Raw genomic sequence first — 15,821 nt, 5'->3', positions numbered from 1 at the left:
TCCCTCACTGCGCGAACACATCTGCACGACGCTTGACCGCCCCAGCGTTAACAAATATTGGTGAACGGGGTCTAAATATGACATCGGCGCCATGTCATAAAGACACGGTGCCGATGATTGATGTGATTAAATTTTCTTATATCCGCATTTGATGCAGACGCCATGTTCGTTTAATGCAATGCCGCATAACGGGCAACGTTCGATGTTGTTGCGGGTGACGTAGTCTTCCGTTGCAGCATTTTCACCGCTTGTAAAGGTGATTTTTGAAATATTTAGTTTGTCCTTGAGGAGATTGTAGACAATCTTTATCATGCCTTCTACAGTCATGGTCTCTTTTGTGACAACGAGACGAGCGTCAGGGTAGGCTGTCGCGAGTTCGGTCTTGAAAGCCGGACCTTTATTGGTGTTTTGCGGATGACCATTCAGAATGCCTTGCTTTTCATATACCTCCAGGACTGCAGGCAGCAGAGGGTCGTCTTCTCTGAGAATCAGTGCGTGGTCAAAATTTTTCAACAGGTTCCAGGCTGTCTTTTTGATTTCGTTACATGGGAATACCATGTTGACGCCCTCGTTTATAGAGTCTTCTACTTCGAGAGTGAGTGTCCCGGTGTGGCCGTGTAGGTATTGGGCTTCTCCTTTGAATCCATAAAATCTGTGGGCGTACTGTAGGTCGAATGTTGTGATACTTTTCATAATCTCATTATAATTGGGGTTTGTGTTGGATTTCCTATACACATAACATCAGGGGCTTGTGTGAGGTTTTGATAAGAAAAGTTATAAATATGGGTGTTTTGGTCAAATAATGTTGAAAAAAGAGGAGCAGGCTGATATTGCTCAGACTGCCCCTCTCCGTTTCAACTATTTATTTATGAGAACCTCATATGTCCGGTATCACTACCAGAGCTATGAGGACGAGGGATGTGAAAAAGCTGGTTATGTCGCTGTTTTCATTGTCTATAACAACTGAAAACTGACTATGGAAGCCAGTTTTTTCAATTTTGGTTATAAAAGAATTTAAAAAATCGTAATACGGTATGATAATTAGTGAATATTATCAAATTAACTTAATTATTAAGGCTTTAGGGATATTCGGATTGCCGGATAGACCGAAAGTCCTGAGTATAATCGGCTTTAAGAAACTGTTTAAATTCCTATCATTATGTTTTTGAGGAGTCTGCCGGTGTCTTTTTGTTGGCTCTTAAGCAGTTTCTAAAAGCGATGCCAATTCATTTGGGGATAGGTGAAATGTTTTTCTCGTCGCAGAAATGGCGGTATATTTCTATAGCTTCTTTGGCCGCATAGGCCCTGCATCCCTCCAATGTCTTGACTATTCCTGTTATTCGAGGACACATGTCATCAATAATGTCGTTGGAGAAACAGTATTCTAATGTGTCCGACAGCATGTTGTGCAGTGCTTTTTCCAGCGGCTCCTTTATCCACCATCTTAATGATACCGCATAGCGTATAATCTCTTCGAGATAGTGAAATCTCACTTCGGCTATCAGACGTGGAGAAGGATGGAGTAGGGTAAAGTCTTTGATTGCGCGGCGGCATACTGATGGGCGTGCTTTGGCTTTTCCTCTGACCGGTGAGAACTCTTTGCTTATTGTCGCTTTTGTTTTCTCAGCCATAGCATCCTCGTCAGGATTGATGAAATATTCAAGATATTCACGTGCCTCCTTGCGGGCTTCGTAAAGTTCGATAACGACTTCCATTATCTGGTCGTGGGTGAGGGTGCTCAATAGTTTTTTTAAGGAGGTTTTTGACATATTGCCGGATATAATCTGGATATAATTATGTATACCGATTTATATAACGCATAAAGTACCTCTGTGATATATTTCTTAAGTAAAATATGCTTGTGCCTCGGCTTAAGTGATGATGTATTGGTCAGTTTTGCCGATTAAATGTTCAATTTTCTGATTAATTTGGCCTGTTTTTAAGTTATAATTCTTACCTTTGCGGTCACTTTTAATAAATCAATCAAGTATGAAAAAATATTCTCTGATTTCATTGCTTGCACTGGCATCACTTTCGGCACAAGCCGAGGGGTATCAGGTAAATACATTTAGTCCCAAGCAGGAAGGCATGGGGCATGTCGGTGTCGCTATGAAACTTGGCGCTGAAAGTAATATATTCAATCCCGCCGCCGTAGCCTTTTCAGATAAGACGCTTGAACTGTCGGCCGGAGTAAGCGCCATTTCCGCACTTGGGTCATGTACCTATGAAGGTAAGAAATATGAGACTGATAATGGCATCAGCACACCTTTTAATGTATCTGCTGCATTTCGTATTTATGACAATCTGTATGCCGGTCTGTCGCTGTACACTCCTTACGGAAGCTCAATCAACTGGGGCGAGAACTGGCCTGGAGCTATCCTTAATCAGTCGGTTGACCTGAAGGTTTTCACGGTGCAGCCTACTGTTTCATGGAGAGTATTGCCCAACCTTAGTGTGGGAGCCGGTCTTATGATAAGCTGGGGAAGTGTGAACCTCAACAAGGGGCTTGTGACACCGGAGTCGTTCGATAGATTCCTTCCAATCGCAGGAATGCTGTCGGGCACTCAGATGCCATCGACTATCGGCAATGTTGTTCCGGCGTCAGTAAACCTGACCGGCGATTCGCAGTTGGCTTTTGGATTTAATGTCGGAGCTATGTACGATATCGATTCCCGTTGGACCGTCGGTGTGTCTTATCGCTCCAAGATGAACATGAAGGTCAAAAAGGGCATAGCGAGTGTATCGTATGCTAATGAGGCTCTTTCCCGTCCGGTATTGGGCGAGTCGCTTGACCTGCTCAATTCCACCAATTTTGCTGCTGAGATGCCATGTCCGTATGTGCTTACTTTCGGAGTATCGTACAAGCCGGTAGAGAAGTTGATTCTTGCATTTGATGCTCAACTCAACGGATGGAGCGCTTACAAATGTCTGGATATAGAATTCGATAATCTCGCAGAATATGACCAGCATCTTACGAAGAAATATAAGGATGCGTGGACTTTCCATCTTGGAGGACAATATTCGCTGACCGAGCGTCTTGATTTACGCGCAGGTGTAATGCTTGACTTGTCGCCTGTGAATCGGAATTACTATAATCCGGAGACTCCCGGCATGACAAAGATAGAACCTTCGGTAGGCTTGTCTTTCCGCCCCATGCCACAGATGTCGATAGATTTTGCGTTTATGTATGTGTTTGGAACGGGTGCTGACGGCGTTGTCGGCAGCTACGAAAACCTTCTTGCAAAGAAGGCAAATCCTGCGCTTGATCAGCTTGCACAGCTGCGCCCTGAACTTGCTCCCGTCGTAGCCGGACTTAAGATGCCGGAAACCGGAGAGTTTAAGGCCGACTATATGACGCGTGCGCTTATACCTGCAATCGGCGTCTCGTACGCATTCTAAGGATATGTCGTATAATCTCTAAGAGCTTGTTTAATAATAAATGTTACCGTCAGGGCGGTCAGTCGTCGAGCAGATTTTCGCTTGTGATGAGGGAGTTATGGGGTTCCATAACGACCGAAGAGCAGGCGGAAAGATGCCGGCGATTGACCGACTGGAGGTAATTTGTTTCATATAGTTAATATATTTTTGCATTTGTTTCAAAAGCAGAAGAGAGATTGAATGTTATAAAGTCACCTTTTGTCTCGTATATCTTGGCCGCTTTTCGCCCTGTTTCTCAGTCGTGTACATAAAGTACACTCCTTCGTCACATGTCGAAAATCGTCTCAAGCTATACGACCCTGGCGGCAACATTTATTATTAAACAAGCTCTTATACTTTTTGCCACTGTTGGTGCGTTAAATATGTGCAATGAGAATAGAAACCATCATTTTACGATATATATTTTTCGCAGTCGCAGTGTTATGGGCTGCGTGTGGTCAGGTGCAGGCCGAGTCGGTCAGGATACATGGCCGTATTACCGACGGCGACAACCGTGCGATGGAGTTTGTAACGGTCAGGGTGGCCGGTACGGCCATCGGTACCATGTCGGGGCTTGACGGCGATTACAGTCTGTCGACAGCCGAAGCCGATACGATAACCGTTGTGTTTACCTGCATAGGCTATAAGGAGCAGCAGCGTAAACTGGTAGATGCCAAGGGCGACGTGACCTTGAACATGCGTATGTTTCGCACCGCCAAAGAGTTGCAGGAGGTAGAGGTCAGCGAGGTGAAGAAGCAGATCGGGGCTATGCAGTCGGTCGACGTGACAGCCTACCGCCTGTCGCCCGATGTCAGCGGCGGGTCGGTCGAGTCGATGATCAGCACCATGGCCGGTGTCACCGGTTCCAACGAGATGTCGTCGCAGTATTCGGTGCGCGGCGGCTCGTATGATGAAAACCTCGTATATATCAACGGTGTAGAGGTATACCGTCCGCAGCTCGTCACCTCCGGCCAGCAGGAGGGGCTAAGTATCATAAATCCGGATATGGTAGGGAAGGTCAATTTTTCTACCGGAGGATTCGGTGCGGAATATGGCGACAGAATGTCGTCGGTGCTTGATATCACGTATCGTCAGCCCGAGGCATTCGAGGGGAGCGCCGGACTCAGCCTGATGGGAGGGAGTCTGTCGCTCGGCTCCGGCACCGGACGCTTCTCGCAGCTTCACGGAGTGCGCTACAAGCGCAACAATTCGGTGTTGTCGAGCATGGAGACAAAGGGAGAGTATGACCCCGATTTCTTTGACTATCAGACCAATCTCAATTTCCGTCTGTCCGACCGCTGGCACATGGCTATTCTGGGCAATGTGGCCATCAACAACTATAAGTTTACGCCTGTCAACCGAGAGACAGCCTTTGGCACCGCCATGGACGCCAAGAAATTCAAAGTATATTTCGACGGTCAGGAAAAGGACCGTTTCGAGACATATTTCGGGGCTTTGTCGCTGCGCTATGCCGCATCCCGGCGTTCGAGCCTTACGCTTTTCGCCTCGGGATTTCTCACCAACGAGCTTGTGGCCTACGACATAAGCGGAGAGTACTGGCTCGACCAGGCCGGTACATCGGGCTCCGACGGCGTAGGCGGTGAACTTGGGGTAGGGCGTTATCACGAACATGCCCGCGACAGGCTTAAGGCATCGGTGATGACAGTGGCTTTGCGCGGTGTGACCGCCATAGGCAACCATCAGATAGGCTATGGTGTGCAGTACAATCATGAAAGTATATATGAACGCGCGCGCGAATGGGAGCGTCGCGACTCAGCCGGATTTTCGCTACCTACCGACCCCGACCTGTTGAGGGTGATATACAATCTGAGTTCGCGGCAGGATTTCTCGTCCAACCGTGTCAGCTTCCATGCCCAGGACACCTACCGCATGCAGATGGAGTCGGGATTTCTGTCGGTGTCGGGCGGACTGCGTATGTCATATTGGGATTTCAACAAGGAGTTTCTTGTAAGTCCTCGTGTCAGTGTGGGATTTGTACCTGCGTCCAACGACCGCTGGGCTATGCGCTTTGCTACGGGACTTTATTATCAGGCGCCTTTCTATAAGGAGTACCGCATGATTGTTGCCGACGAAAACGACAACAGTGTAGTCAGGCTCAACCGCGACATAAAGTCGCAGCGGGCATGGCATTTCATACTTGGGAGCGACTATACTTTCCGGGCTATGAACCGTCCGTTCAAACTTTCGGCAGAGGCCTATTATAAAGCCCTTGGCAATCTTGTGCCATATGAAATCGACAATCTCAAGCTGGTATACGACGGAGTCAACGCCACAAGCGGATACGCCATGGGGCTTGATTTCAAGCTGTTCGGTCAGTTTGTGCCCGGTTCCGACTCTTGGCTCAGTTTCTCTCTTATGAAGACCCAGGAGACTCTCAGGGGGGTGAAGGTGCCCAGACCCAATGACCGGCGCTACAGTGTGGCACTATATTTCACCGACTACTTTCCGCGTATACCGAGGCTCAAACTCAGCCTTAGGGGTATATTTATGGACGGACTGCCCGCGACAGCTCCGCGCTCGACCCGCGACAGGGGATATTTCCGTACGCCGGCCTACAAGCGCGTCGATCTGGGTGCGTCGTATGCATTGCTTCCACCGCTTAAGGAGGGCGAGAGTCGCGGGGGCATGTGGCGACATCTCAAGGCTGTGTGGCTTGGACTCGACTGCTTCAATCTGTTTGACATATCCAATGTCAGCTCCTACTATTGGGTGACGGATGTCAACGAGCTCCAGTATGCCGTGCCCAATTACCTTACGCGTCGCCAGATTAATGTGAGGCTTACCGTGGATTTTTGAGCATAGTGCGGTGTGGTTTGGCCGCCGGGGGGTAGTGTCGCCGTGCAGCCACATGTCGAGTTCATCTCTGTCGGGTATCCGTAGCACTTTTTCCTGTCGTGATGTTATTTTTTTTTGTTTTTTATATCTTGTTGAGTCTTAAGTATTTACCCCCCCCCCAAGAAGGGGCTTGTGCGGGGCTTTGTGCTTTGGAAAATTATAGCTAAATTTGTATTGTTTCAGTATCGGTCAACGGTATTCCGACATGTACTGAATGCAAATCAACCGGAATAATTAAACAAGTTTTTACTTAAATTTAACCCCAAATGGCATATACCTCTGATACTATGGCGTCGGCGCAGCGTCTTGATGTAGTTGATGCACTGCGCGGATTCGCACTTCTTGCGATAGTATTGCTCCACAATCTCGAGCATTACAATATTTTTTATGGCAATCTTGCTGTCCCCGACTGGCTTGGTGCGGCCGACAGGATATTGACCGATGTTATTTATTTCTTTTTCGCCGGCAAGGCATATGCTACCTTCTCGTTGCTCTTCGGATTCAGTTTCTATATACAGATGAGGAATGCCCGTCGCCGCGGACATGATTTCAGGCTCAGGTTTGCATGGCGTATGCTGTTGCTTGTGGGTTTCTCCCAGCTGCATGCATTGTTTTACAACGGTGACATACTGCTCCTTTACGCCTTCTGCGGACTGTTGCTGATACCGGCTTCGGGATGGAGCGACCGTCGGGTGCTCATAGTGGCCACGGTGCTTATGCTGCAGCCGTATGCCTGGGGCAAGATGATTTACGGATGGCTCAATCCGGAGTATGTCGACACCAACTCTCTGTTCGCGCAGTTTGCGGCTGTGGCCGAGGAGACCGGACGCCATGGCGGTCTGCTTGCCACACTTGCCGACAATATATGGAACGGCCAGCTCTACAGCAATTTCTGGCAAGTAGAGGCCGGACGCCTGTTTCAGACTCCGGCGCTGTTTCTGCTTGGGATGTGGCTTGGGCGCAGGAATCTGTTTTCTGACGATGCCGCCAACCGCATTTTCTGGAAGAAGGCGCTTGCATATGCTTCAGTCGTTGTGATTCCTCTGTATGCCCTCAAGACATATGTGCCTCAGCATATATCTAATATCACGGTGGCTTCATACTACGGTATCGCTATTCCGATGCTCTACAACTTTGTGTTTATGGTGATTCTGGTGTCGCTGTTTGTGCTGGCATGGTATGGCCACGGCAACGGATACAGATTTCAGCGGTCGACAATAGCCTACGGTCGTATGAGCCTTACCAACTATATCACACAGAGCATAATCGGTGTGGCTGTGTACTACAACTTCGGCCTCGGGTTGTGGGATTCTGTAGGTCCGGCACTGTCGGTGCTCATCGGACTTGCCATATTTGCTGTTCAGCTTATGTTCAGCCGTTATTGGCTCAGTCAGCATAAGCAGGGCCCGCTGGAATATCTGTGGAAACGCGGCACGTGGATAAGAGCCGGGGCCATGATATCATACAAAGCCTGATGTCGGCAGCCAAATGATTCTTACGTGGTGCCTGAAGTAGAAAATTACCATGGTTTGCCGGTGGAATGTCGCGGAAGTTGCGTAACTTTGTGACGATATGATAAGTGCGGCATGCCACAGGCCGCGCCTACGGGTTTCTGAATGACGCTTTTCTATAAAATACTACGTACGATACTGGTGACGCTGGTGCTGCTCGCACTGGTGGTTCCATCGGTCATGTATGCTGTATTGTCGTTGCCCGGAGTGCAGCGTACTATAGCCGAGCGCGGCAAGGAGGAACTGACCGCGCTGTTGGGCGTGCCTGTGGATATCGAGAGAGCCGAAATAAAGCCATTCAACAAGGTGACACTCCACGGAGTAAGCGTGGCTGTGGCTCCTGGCGACACGGCATTGAAGGTGTCGCGCCTTGGAGCCGGGTTGCGTATGGGAAAACTGCTGATGCACGGCCGCTTGGTATTCTCCTATGCCGAGATTATCGGGCTCGACGCCCGCCTGTGGCGCGACTCGGCATCGGCGCCGCTCAATATCCAGCCGATTATCGAACATCTGAAGCCGCGCGACAGAAACAAGCCGCCAACGCTATACGATCTTGCCATCGACAACATCGTGATACGCCGGAGTCGACTGACGTATGACATACTTTCGGAGCCTGCTCCCGAACCGGGTAAAATCGATTTCAAGCATATATGTCTCAATGACATTAAGGCCGATATACGGCTGCCGCGGGTAAGCAACGACTCTTATGTGGCCGACCTCAGGCGTCTGGCCGCTACCGAGCGGTCGGGGCTTGTGCTCAATGCGCTGTCGGGCCGCGCCAGGGTGTCGGACTCTCTTCTTACCGTCGACGACCTGCATATCGAGCTGCCCTCCTCGCAGCTTGATTTCTCTCCGTTGAGGCTACAGTATTCGGGGTGGAGCGACCTTACCGCAAGGATTACAGAACATGCATTCACAGTCGCCACTCTTCCGGGAAGCCATATTACACCGGCCGACCTTGCTCCGTTCTTCACCCCGTTCCAGCCGTTTACCTCGCCTATAGGTATTGACCTTAAGGCCGGCGGCTGTGTGGAAAATCTCACCATGCCGCGTCTGGCGCTTACCTCGGCCGACGATGTGGCGTCGGTAGAAATCGAGGACGCCACCATCAGTGGACTGCCTGCCGTAGACTCTCTGAAAATACATCTCCCGAAGCTGCTTGCGCGTGCCGACGGCCACCGTCTGGCCGACTTGTGGCGACAGACAGCCTCAATGCCTCCGAAGGTCGTTGCCATGGCCGACTCGCTCGGAGTGGTGGAAGCCGTGGTCGATGCTACGGTTGGCGACGGTACCACACTGTTGAGGCTTACGGTTGACTCGGAGCCCGGTGTGATTGACTTCGACGCACGCTATACCGGTCCGTTCAGGCATCCGGCCGGCCCGTTGAAAGCGTATCTCACAATCGACGGTATAGATGTCGGAGCCATAGCCGGAGTTGTAGGCCTTGGCCGCGTAAGCGGTAATGTGGCGTTTGACGGCAGACTCATGGGGCAGCATCCGCCTGTAGGGCATGTTGCCGCAAAAGTCGACGAGATACAGTGGAAAGGGTATGACATAAACAATATCACCGCTGAGATAGACCTTTCGCGTACCGACGTAAGCGGCACGATAGTAGCCGACAATCCGGTGCTCGGGGCGACAATCAAAGGCTCGTGCGGTATCACACCCGGAGAGCATCATGTCGATGCCGACATTAAGATAGCATCCTTCTGTCCGGGGATGTTCGGCATAGTAAAGCAGGAGCGCTTTATGGGGCATATACTGAGCGGACGCATGGAAGTGGACATGAGGGGCCGTGAATATGACTCACTCGACGGACGCCTGGAGCTTACCGAAATGCGCTTTGCCGATGCCGCCAATACCGATGTGCTTTCTCTCGACCATCTGTCGCTGATGTCGTCGGGCACGACATCGCCGCGCTTCATCATGCTCCACAGCGACATTGTCGACGCACGTGTGGAGGGTGAATACCGTTTTCGCGACATTGTGCCTGCCGCTAAGGCAATCCTGGCAGATGTGTTCCCATCGTTGCTGTCGGGGCATGCTCCGGCAGTGGCGTCACACGGCCGTGTGCACGCAGATGACGACGACGATACTCTGGCGCTTGACATGACTCTTGACATGCAGGTGCGTCAGAATGCGGCCACCGACCGCTGGCTCTCTTTCTTCAAGGTGCCGGTAAGGCTCTTGCGCCCGGTTTCGGTAAAGGCCATGATGAGCGGTTCCAACAGGCTTATCGAGGCGAGCGTCGACGCGCCCAATCTGTTGCATAAGGACAAGTTTATCGACAATTCGTATATCGGTCTCACCATCGACGGCGAGAGCGACGATGCCAGGATGCTCATAAGCACTGTGTATCCGACCAAGAAAGGCGACGCCACTGTCAGCCTTGTGGCCAGCGGTGGACACGACTCGATAAGCGTGCATGCCGGATGGGATATCGACCGAGAGCGCATGTTTCGCGGAGCCGTGGAGCTCGGCGCCATGTTTTCGCGTGTGCCCGACGCGCACGTTCCGGGGGGCATGTCGACCGCTATAGATGTGCGCCCCTCGCGCATAGTAATCAACGACAGTGTGTGGCGCATACGTCCCTCGCTGATTGAGATAGCCCCCGACCGACATATCGATGTACGCGATTTTGAAGTAAGCCGCCACAACCAGTTTATAAAAATCAACGGTTCGGTATCGGAGAGTTCATCCGATTATCTATGTCTGGAGTTGCAGAGCATCGACCTCGACTATGTGTTTGAGACGCTCGATATCGGAGCGGCCATGTTTGGCGGTATCGCGACAGGTAAATTTTATGCGTCAGGCCTTATGAGCGGAGAGCCGCGTCTGGAGACTCCGCAGCTCGATGTGGCCGGCATGACCTACAACCATTCGCCTCTGGGCAATGCCGTCATTGCGTCGTATTGGGACAATGCCACGCGTGGAGTGGTGATAAACGCCGATATCACAGGCGAGAATGACGCCCATTCCTACGTGGCCGGCGCCATATATCCGATGGCCGACAGCCTCGACTTCCGCTTCAAGGCCGAGAAGCTCAATGTCGGCTTCATGCGTCCGTTCATGGAAGCATTCACCTCCGATGTGTCGGGCTATGCTTCGGGCGAGGCACGCCTGTTCGGCACATTCAAGTTTATCGACATGACAGGCGACATATTCGCCGAGAATCTGCGTCTGAAACTTGACTATACCAATACCTACTACTACGCTACCGACTCAATACATCTGACTTCGGGGCGCATCAGCTTTGCCGATGTGACATTGCGCGATGCCATGGGCAACAGTGCTCTCCTCAACGGATGGGTCACTCACAAGTGCTTCAAGGAGCCGGAGTTTGAGTTCCGTGTCAGCAATGCACGCAACCTGATGTGCTACGATGTCACCGACAAAATCAATCCCGACTGGTATGGTCACATCTTTTGCAACGGGTCGGCTTTTGTAAAAGGTGTGCCGGGATTTGTAGATATCAATGTCAACATGTCGACTGCCGCCGGCTCGACATTTACTTTCGTGCTTTCCGACACGGAGGCAGCGGGAGAATACACCTTCCTTACTTTCCACGACCGCAACGAGTTGCGTGGCGACCTGCTGCTCAATCTTGAGGACCCTCAGGAGGCGGCGTTGCGTCAGCTTAAAGAACGCATACGCAAAGAGCGCGAGCATGAACAGGGCTCATCGGTCTATCGCATAAATCTGCAGGTCGATGTCACCCCTCAGGCTGAGCTTGTATTGGTCATGGACCCTGAGGGTGGCGACCAGATAAAGGCCCGCGGCAACGGTAGCCTGCGCATGGAATATAACTCCAATGATGAGGACCTGCGCATGTTTGGCACTTATTCTCTGACTCAGGGCAAATATAATTTCACGCTCCAGGATATCATTATCAAGCCATTTACCATCAAGTCGGGCAGTTCCATATCCTTCCATGGCAGCCCGTACTCGGCTGTGCTCGATATCAATGCGGTATATAGCGTGAATGCCAATCTGAGCGACCTCGACGAGTCGTTCCTTCAGGACAAGGACCTTAACCGCACCAATGTGCCTGTGCATGCGCTTCTCAAGGTCACGGGCGACATGCAGCAGCCTGATATCAGCTTCGACCTCGAGTTTCCGACTCTTACGCAGGACACATACCGCAAGGTGCGCAGTATTGTGAGCACCGATGACATGATGAACCGACAGATTATATATCTGCTGGCGCTTAACCGCTTCTATACACCCGACTACATGGCGTCGACCACCAAGGGCAACGAGCTTGTGTCGGTGGCCTCGTCGACAATCTCGTCGCAGCTCGGCTCCATACTCGGACAGCTCAGCGACAAGTGGAACATTGCGCCTACATTCAGAAGCGACCGCGGCGACTTCTCCGACATGGAGGTCGATCTCGCCCTGTCGAGCTATCTGCTCGACAACAGGCTGCTGTTTAACGGTAACTTCGGCTATCGCGACAAGGCGCTCAACAACAATTCGTTTATCGGCGACTTCGATCTCGAGTATCTGCTCAACAAGTCGGGCAACATACGTCTGAAGGCCTACAACCGCTACAACGACCAGAACTACTACGTAAAGTCGGCTCTTACCACACAGGGGGTGGGCATCGTGTTCAAACGCGATTTCGACGACATCTTCTCCTGGCTTAAGCGTCTGCGCCGCAAGCATGAACAGAGGAAGCAGGCCGAGCAGGAAAAGAAGGCACGCGAGGGTGCCGACCCGCAGGCCGGACAATGACAATCGTTGCCTGCTATTACGGCTACCGTCATTATCATAATACCGACAAGGGCTGCACCGCAGGTTGAATAAGCGGTGCAGCCCTTGCTATCGGATTATAGAGCGGAATCTCCGGAATCAGTAGCTGTGATGGTCTGAGTCCATCTCGGCCGGAGTGAGCGGACGGGCATTCATCTTATACCATACGTAGGCGATGTATGCCACCACAAACGGCACAAGCAGGCTTACTACGCTCATTACCTTGAGTGTGAACTGTGTCGACGAACTGTTGAATATGGTAAGCGACGACGCTGTGTCGGCTATCGAAGGATAATATGGAGTATTGTTGTACCCGGCTACCCAGAAAAGGGTAAGGACCACAAGTACCGTGCCGATGCCCGACCACCATATACCTTTTGTGTAGTGGGCGGCAAACACCGACTTTCCGACGGCGTAGAGCACCATCACCACTCCTGCGAGAAACAGCACCAGACACCACCACATATCCACATAGTTGTGGAAATATTTGTAGGCCACAGGCTCGAATTCATGCACACCGGTAGTCTGTAGTCCGGTATGAGTGAGCAGCAGTGCCACGAATGCCAGGAAAAACACTACAAAGATAAGTCCGTTGACAAGCACACGGCGTCGGCACCGGTTGAAGAAGTCATCGCCTGCCTGGATGTTGTTCATATAGTAAAGCGCACACTGTGTGCGGGCAAGGAACAGTACAGCAAATCCCAGAATCCAGTTGCGCCAGCAGAATATCGCCTCCCAGCCATGTCCGGCGCCCCACTGCGATATCACAGGCGCGCCCGGGTCAAGGATATTGCCCATTGTCACCTTGAAGTCGGCGCCGAAAAACATCATCGAGACGGCCACTCCGAGCAGGAAGCATCCTAACGCACCGCTGATTACCAGCAGTATGTCGAAGAAGCGGGTGCCGTACAGATTACCCTTCTTGCGGCGGTACTGGTAGCTTACAGCCTGGGCGACAAAGGTAAACAGGATAAGAATCCAGAGCCAGTAGGCCCCACCGAAACTTGTGCTGTAGAACAGCGGGAACGATGCGAAGAATGCGCCACCGAACACTACCAGCGTGGTGAACGTAAGTTCCCATTTTGTGCCTATCGAGTTGACCATCAGATTGCGCTCCTCATTGCTGCGCGTGCACATCAGCATCGACTGGCCCCCTTGTACAAAGAGCAGAAACACCAGTGTGGCGCCAAGCACCGAAATCAGAAACCACCAGTACTCCTGGAGTAAGAATGTAATATGATCTGTTTCCATGATTGTCATGATTTAGCGATTTCGTTAATGTTCTCTTTCGAGTATTTGTTGATCTGGGTTGCCATTATGCTCATTTCCGCTACAAGAAGCACGGTAAACACCACTGCAAACATGAAGAATGTGGTTATCACCGATGAAGCCCCTATGTCGCTTATGGCCGCGCGCGTAGGCAGTATGTCCTGGATTACCCAAGGCTGTCGGCCCACTTCGGCGGTAATCCATCCCGCCTGTGAGCATATCCATACAATCGCTATCGACAGCATGCCTGCGATGCATGCCCACTTGTGAGTGAGCCACTCACGACGCCAGTAGCTACCGACAAACGCGAATGCAAAAAACAGTAGCAGATAGCCGCCGGCAATCACCATGATATGAAACGAATAGAAGGTCATGGCCACCGGTGGAACGGCCTCTTCAGGAGAGTCAAGATAGCCGTAGCCGAAATAAGGATAATCGGCCCTGAGGTCGACGAGCGCCGCATCCATGGCACCTTTGTCGCCAGCTACGGAGGCTGCGTCGTAGGCACGCAGAGCTTCATGAGCCCGGCGTCCGCGCACGATACGCTCGGCATAGCTCACGGTATGGATGGTGTCACCCTCCGGGGTCAGCTCGATACCGTCGATGAGGTCGTTGATGCCCGGCACAAAGCTGTGGGGGTCGTGGGTTGCGAGAAATGACAGTCCGTAGGGTATGCTTATGTCAAACAGATATGGGGCGGTAGTGTCGTCGCCGGCTTTCTTGTCGGGGTTGAGGATGCCTGCGGCCACAATCTCCTGGCCGCATGACCCGCGGTACAGGCCTTCCATGGCGGCGAGTTTCATAGGCTGGTGGCGTGCTACGTTTATAGCCGATATGTCGCCTGTGGCCAGCGTCACCAGGATACCGGCTCCGCCTACCCATGTTGCCACCTTTATCGAGTCGAGCGCCATCTCTACGTTGCGCTTGCGGAGTATCCACCACGAGCTTACGCCGATTACAAACACTCCGGCGAGAGTCCATGCGCTTGCCACTGTGTGGGTAAACTTGGCTACGGCTGTATCCGAAGTCACCACTCCCCAGAAGTCGGCCATGACGTTGCGCATCTGGGCCGGGTCAAATTCCATGCCTCCAGGCTGCTGCATCCCTGCGTTGGCGATAAGACTCCATAGGGCCGACAGGCATGTGCCGGCGGCGGTGAGCCATGTGGCTGCAAGGTGGAAACCGGGGCTGAATTTCTTCCAGCCGAAAAACATAACGGCGATAAATGTCGATTCCATGAAGAACGCGACTATCCCCTCGATGGCAAGCGGGGCGCCGAATATGTCGCCTACAAACCAGCTGTAGTTTGACCAGTTGGTGCCGAACTCAAACTCGAGTATGATGCCTGTGGCCACGCCGATTGCAAAGTTGATGCCGAAGAGCAGCATCCAGAATTTTGTCATGGCGAGCCATTTGACAGCCCGCGTACGTACATATATACTTTCCATGATGGCCACTATCAGGGCCAGACCGATGGTAAGCGGTACAAACAGCCAATGGTACATGGCTGTAAGGGCAAACTGCCACCGCGACCAGTCAACTACGGTAAATAAGTCGTCCATGTGTATAGAATTGAGATTATGAGTTAAATTGTTTTCAGAGAATATATCCCCTGTCAGGGGGAAAAACAGATGTCACCTACAGGCAGTAGCCCGAGGGGGGGAGATGTGTGTGTCAGGGTGAGCCTATCAGGTGGGTGCGTACAGCCTGTGCGCGCTGCGCGTCGTCGTCATAGTCGCGTTCGAGCACATCCGGAAAAAAGAACAGCCTGAACACGAAAAACAGTATGAAGAGCTTTACGAGAATCAGCACCCACAGATACCGCCCGACTGTCATGTTGCGGAATCCGTCGCGGTAGAAGCGATATATGCGAGCCGGCAATGCGACTATCTGGCGCGGGGCAATCATAGTTGAGATATTTTAAGAACTTTTTAAGAGCTTGTTTAATATCGTTGATATATTTTTGCATTTATTTCAAAATCAGCGAGAGAGCGAGGAATTATAAAATTACCGGTT

9 protein-coding genes are annotated in these 15,821 nt (G+C 51.5%); 4 read left to right on the top strand and 5 right to left on the bottom strand.

Annotated elements, in window-relative coordinates; genetic code table 11:
* Positions 1-126: 126 nt before the first annotated feature.
* Positions 127-693 (bottom strand): 6-pyruvoyl trahydropterin synthase family protein, encoded by a 567-nt coding sequence (locus tag K2I50_RS07910; protein ID WP_301025797.1) that lies wholly within the window; start codon positions 691-693, stop codon positions 127-129.
* A gap of 533 nt (positions 694-1,226) precedes the next feature.
* Positions 1,227-1,769: a DUF6155 family protein gene (locus K2I50_RS07905; RefSeq protein WP_301025796.1), complete on the bottom strand. Its 543-nt coding sequence runs from the start codon at positions 1,767-1,769 to the stop codon at positions 1,227-1,229.
* Positions 1,770-1,989: 220 nt separating this feature from the next.
* On the opposite strand from K2I50_RS07905, the gene K2I50_RS07900 reads away from it, so the two are divergent.
* The 4 genes from K2I50_RS07900 (at position 1,990) to K2I50_RS07885 (ending at position 12,518) form a co-directional block, all read left to right on the top strand.
* The gene (locus tag K2I50_RS07900) at positions 1,990-3,399 is read left to right on the top strand and encodes an OmpP1/FadL family transporter (RefSeq protein WP_301025795.1); all 1,410 of its coding nucleotides are present in this window, start codon (positions 1,990-1,992) and stop codon (positions 3,397-3,399) included.
* A gap of 408 nt (positions 3,400-3,807) precedes the next feature.
* Positions 3,808-6,234: a TonB-dependent receptor gene (locus K2I50_RS07895; RefSeq protein ID WP_301025794.1), complete on the top strand. Its 2,427-nt coding sequence runs from the start codon at positions 3,808-3,810 to the stop codon at positions 6,232-6,234.
* Positions 6,235-6,539: 305 nt separating this feature from the next.
* Positions 6,540-7,748 (top strand): DUF418 domain-containing protein, encoded by a 1,209-nt coding sequence (locus K2I50_RS07890; protein WP_301025793.1) that lies wholly within the window; start codon positions 6,540-6,542, stop codon positions 7,746-7,748.
* 141 nt (positions 7,749-7,889) lie between these two features.
* Positions 7,890-12,518: a translocation/assembly module TamB domain-containing protein gene (locus K2I50_RS07885; protein ID WP_301025792.1), complete on the top strand. Its 4,629-nt coding sequence runs from the start codon at positions 7,890-7,892 to the stop codon at positions 12,516-12,518.
* A gap of 117 nt (positions 12,519-12,635) precedes the next feature.
* Here K2I50_RS07885 and K2I50_RS07880 read toward each other — a convergent pair whose 3' ends face one another.
* The 3 genes from K2I50_RS07880 to K2I50_RS07870 form a co-directional block, all read right to left on the bottom strand.
* Entirely contained in the window at positions 12,636-13,787 is a 1,152-nt protein-coding gene (locus K2I50_RS07880) for a cytochrome d ubiquinol oxidase subunit II (RefSeq protein WP_301025791.1), read from the bottom strand.
* Between the two features lie 5 nt (positions 13,788-13,792).
* Positions 13,793-15,367, bottom strand: coding sequence for a cytochrome ubiquinol oxidase subunit I (locus K2I50_RS07875; protein WP_301025790.1), 1,575 nt, complete (start codon positions 15,365-15,367; stop codon positions 13,793-13,795).
* A gap of 112 nt (positions 15,368-15,479) precedes the next feature.
* Positions 15,480-15,713, bottom strand: a complete 234-nt coding sequence (locus tag K2I50_RS07870) for a DUF4492 domain-containing protein (protein WP_301025789.1) — start codon at positions 15,711-15,713, stop codon at positions 15,480-15,482.
* Positions 15,714-15,821: the final 108 nt, after the last annotated feature.

It is taken from the genome of Muribaculum sp., assembly GCF_029051885.1.
In the GTDB taxonomy this organism is placed as follows: domain Bacteria; phylum Bacteroidota; class Bacteroidia; order Bacteroidales; family Muribaculaceae; genus Muribaculum.
This window is presented reverse-complemented; position numbering and strand designations above follow the sequence as displayed.

Bases quoted from the DNA above. Each gene is read 5' to 3' on its own strand.
- K2I50_RS07905 (WP_301025796.1), bottom strand. From the start codon at position 1,769: ATGTCAAAAACCTCCTTAAAAAAACTATTGAGCACCCTCACCCACGAC.
- K2I50_RS07900 (WP_301025795.1), top strand. From the start codon at position 1,990: ATGAAAAAATATTCTCTGATTTCATTGCTTGCACTGGCATCACTTTCG.
- K2I50_RS07910 (WP_301025797.1), bottom strand. From the start codon at position 693: ATGAAAAGTATCACAACATTCGACCTACAGTACGCCCACAGATTTTAT.
- K2I50_RS07870 (WP_301025789.1), bottom strand. From the start codon at position 15,713: ATGATTGCCCCGCGCCAGATAGTCGCATTGCCGGCTCGCATATATCGC.
- K2I50_RS07895 (WP_301025794.1), top strand. From the start codon at position 3,808: ATGAGAATAGAAACCATCATTTTACGATATATATTTTTCGCAGTCGCA.
- K2I50_RS07885 (WP_301025792.1), top strand. From the start codon at position 7,890: ATGACGCTTTTCTATAAAATACTACGTACGATACTGGTGACGCTGGTG.
- K2I50_RS07880 (WP_301025791.1), bottom strand. From the start codon at position 13,787: ATGGAAACAGATCATATTACATTCTTACTCCAGGAGTACTGGTGGTTT.
- K2I50_RS07890 (WP_301025793.1), top strand. From the start codon at position 6,540: ATGGCATATACCTCTGATACTATGGCGTCGGCGCAGCGTCTTGATGTA.
- K2I50_RS07875 (WP_301025790.1), bottom strand. From the start codon at position 15,367: ATGGACGACTTATTTACCGTAGTTGACTGGTCGCGGTGGCAGTTTGCC.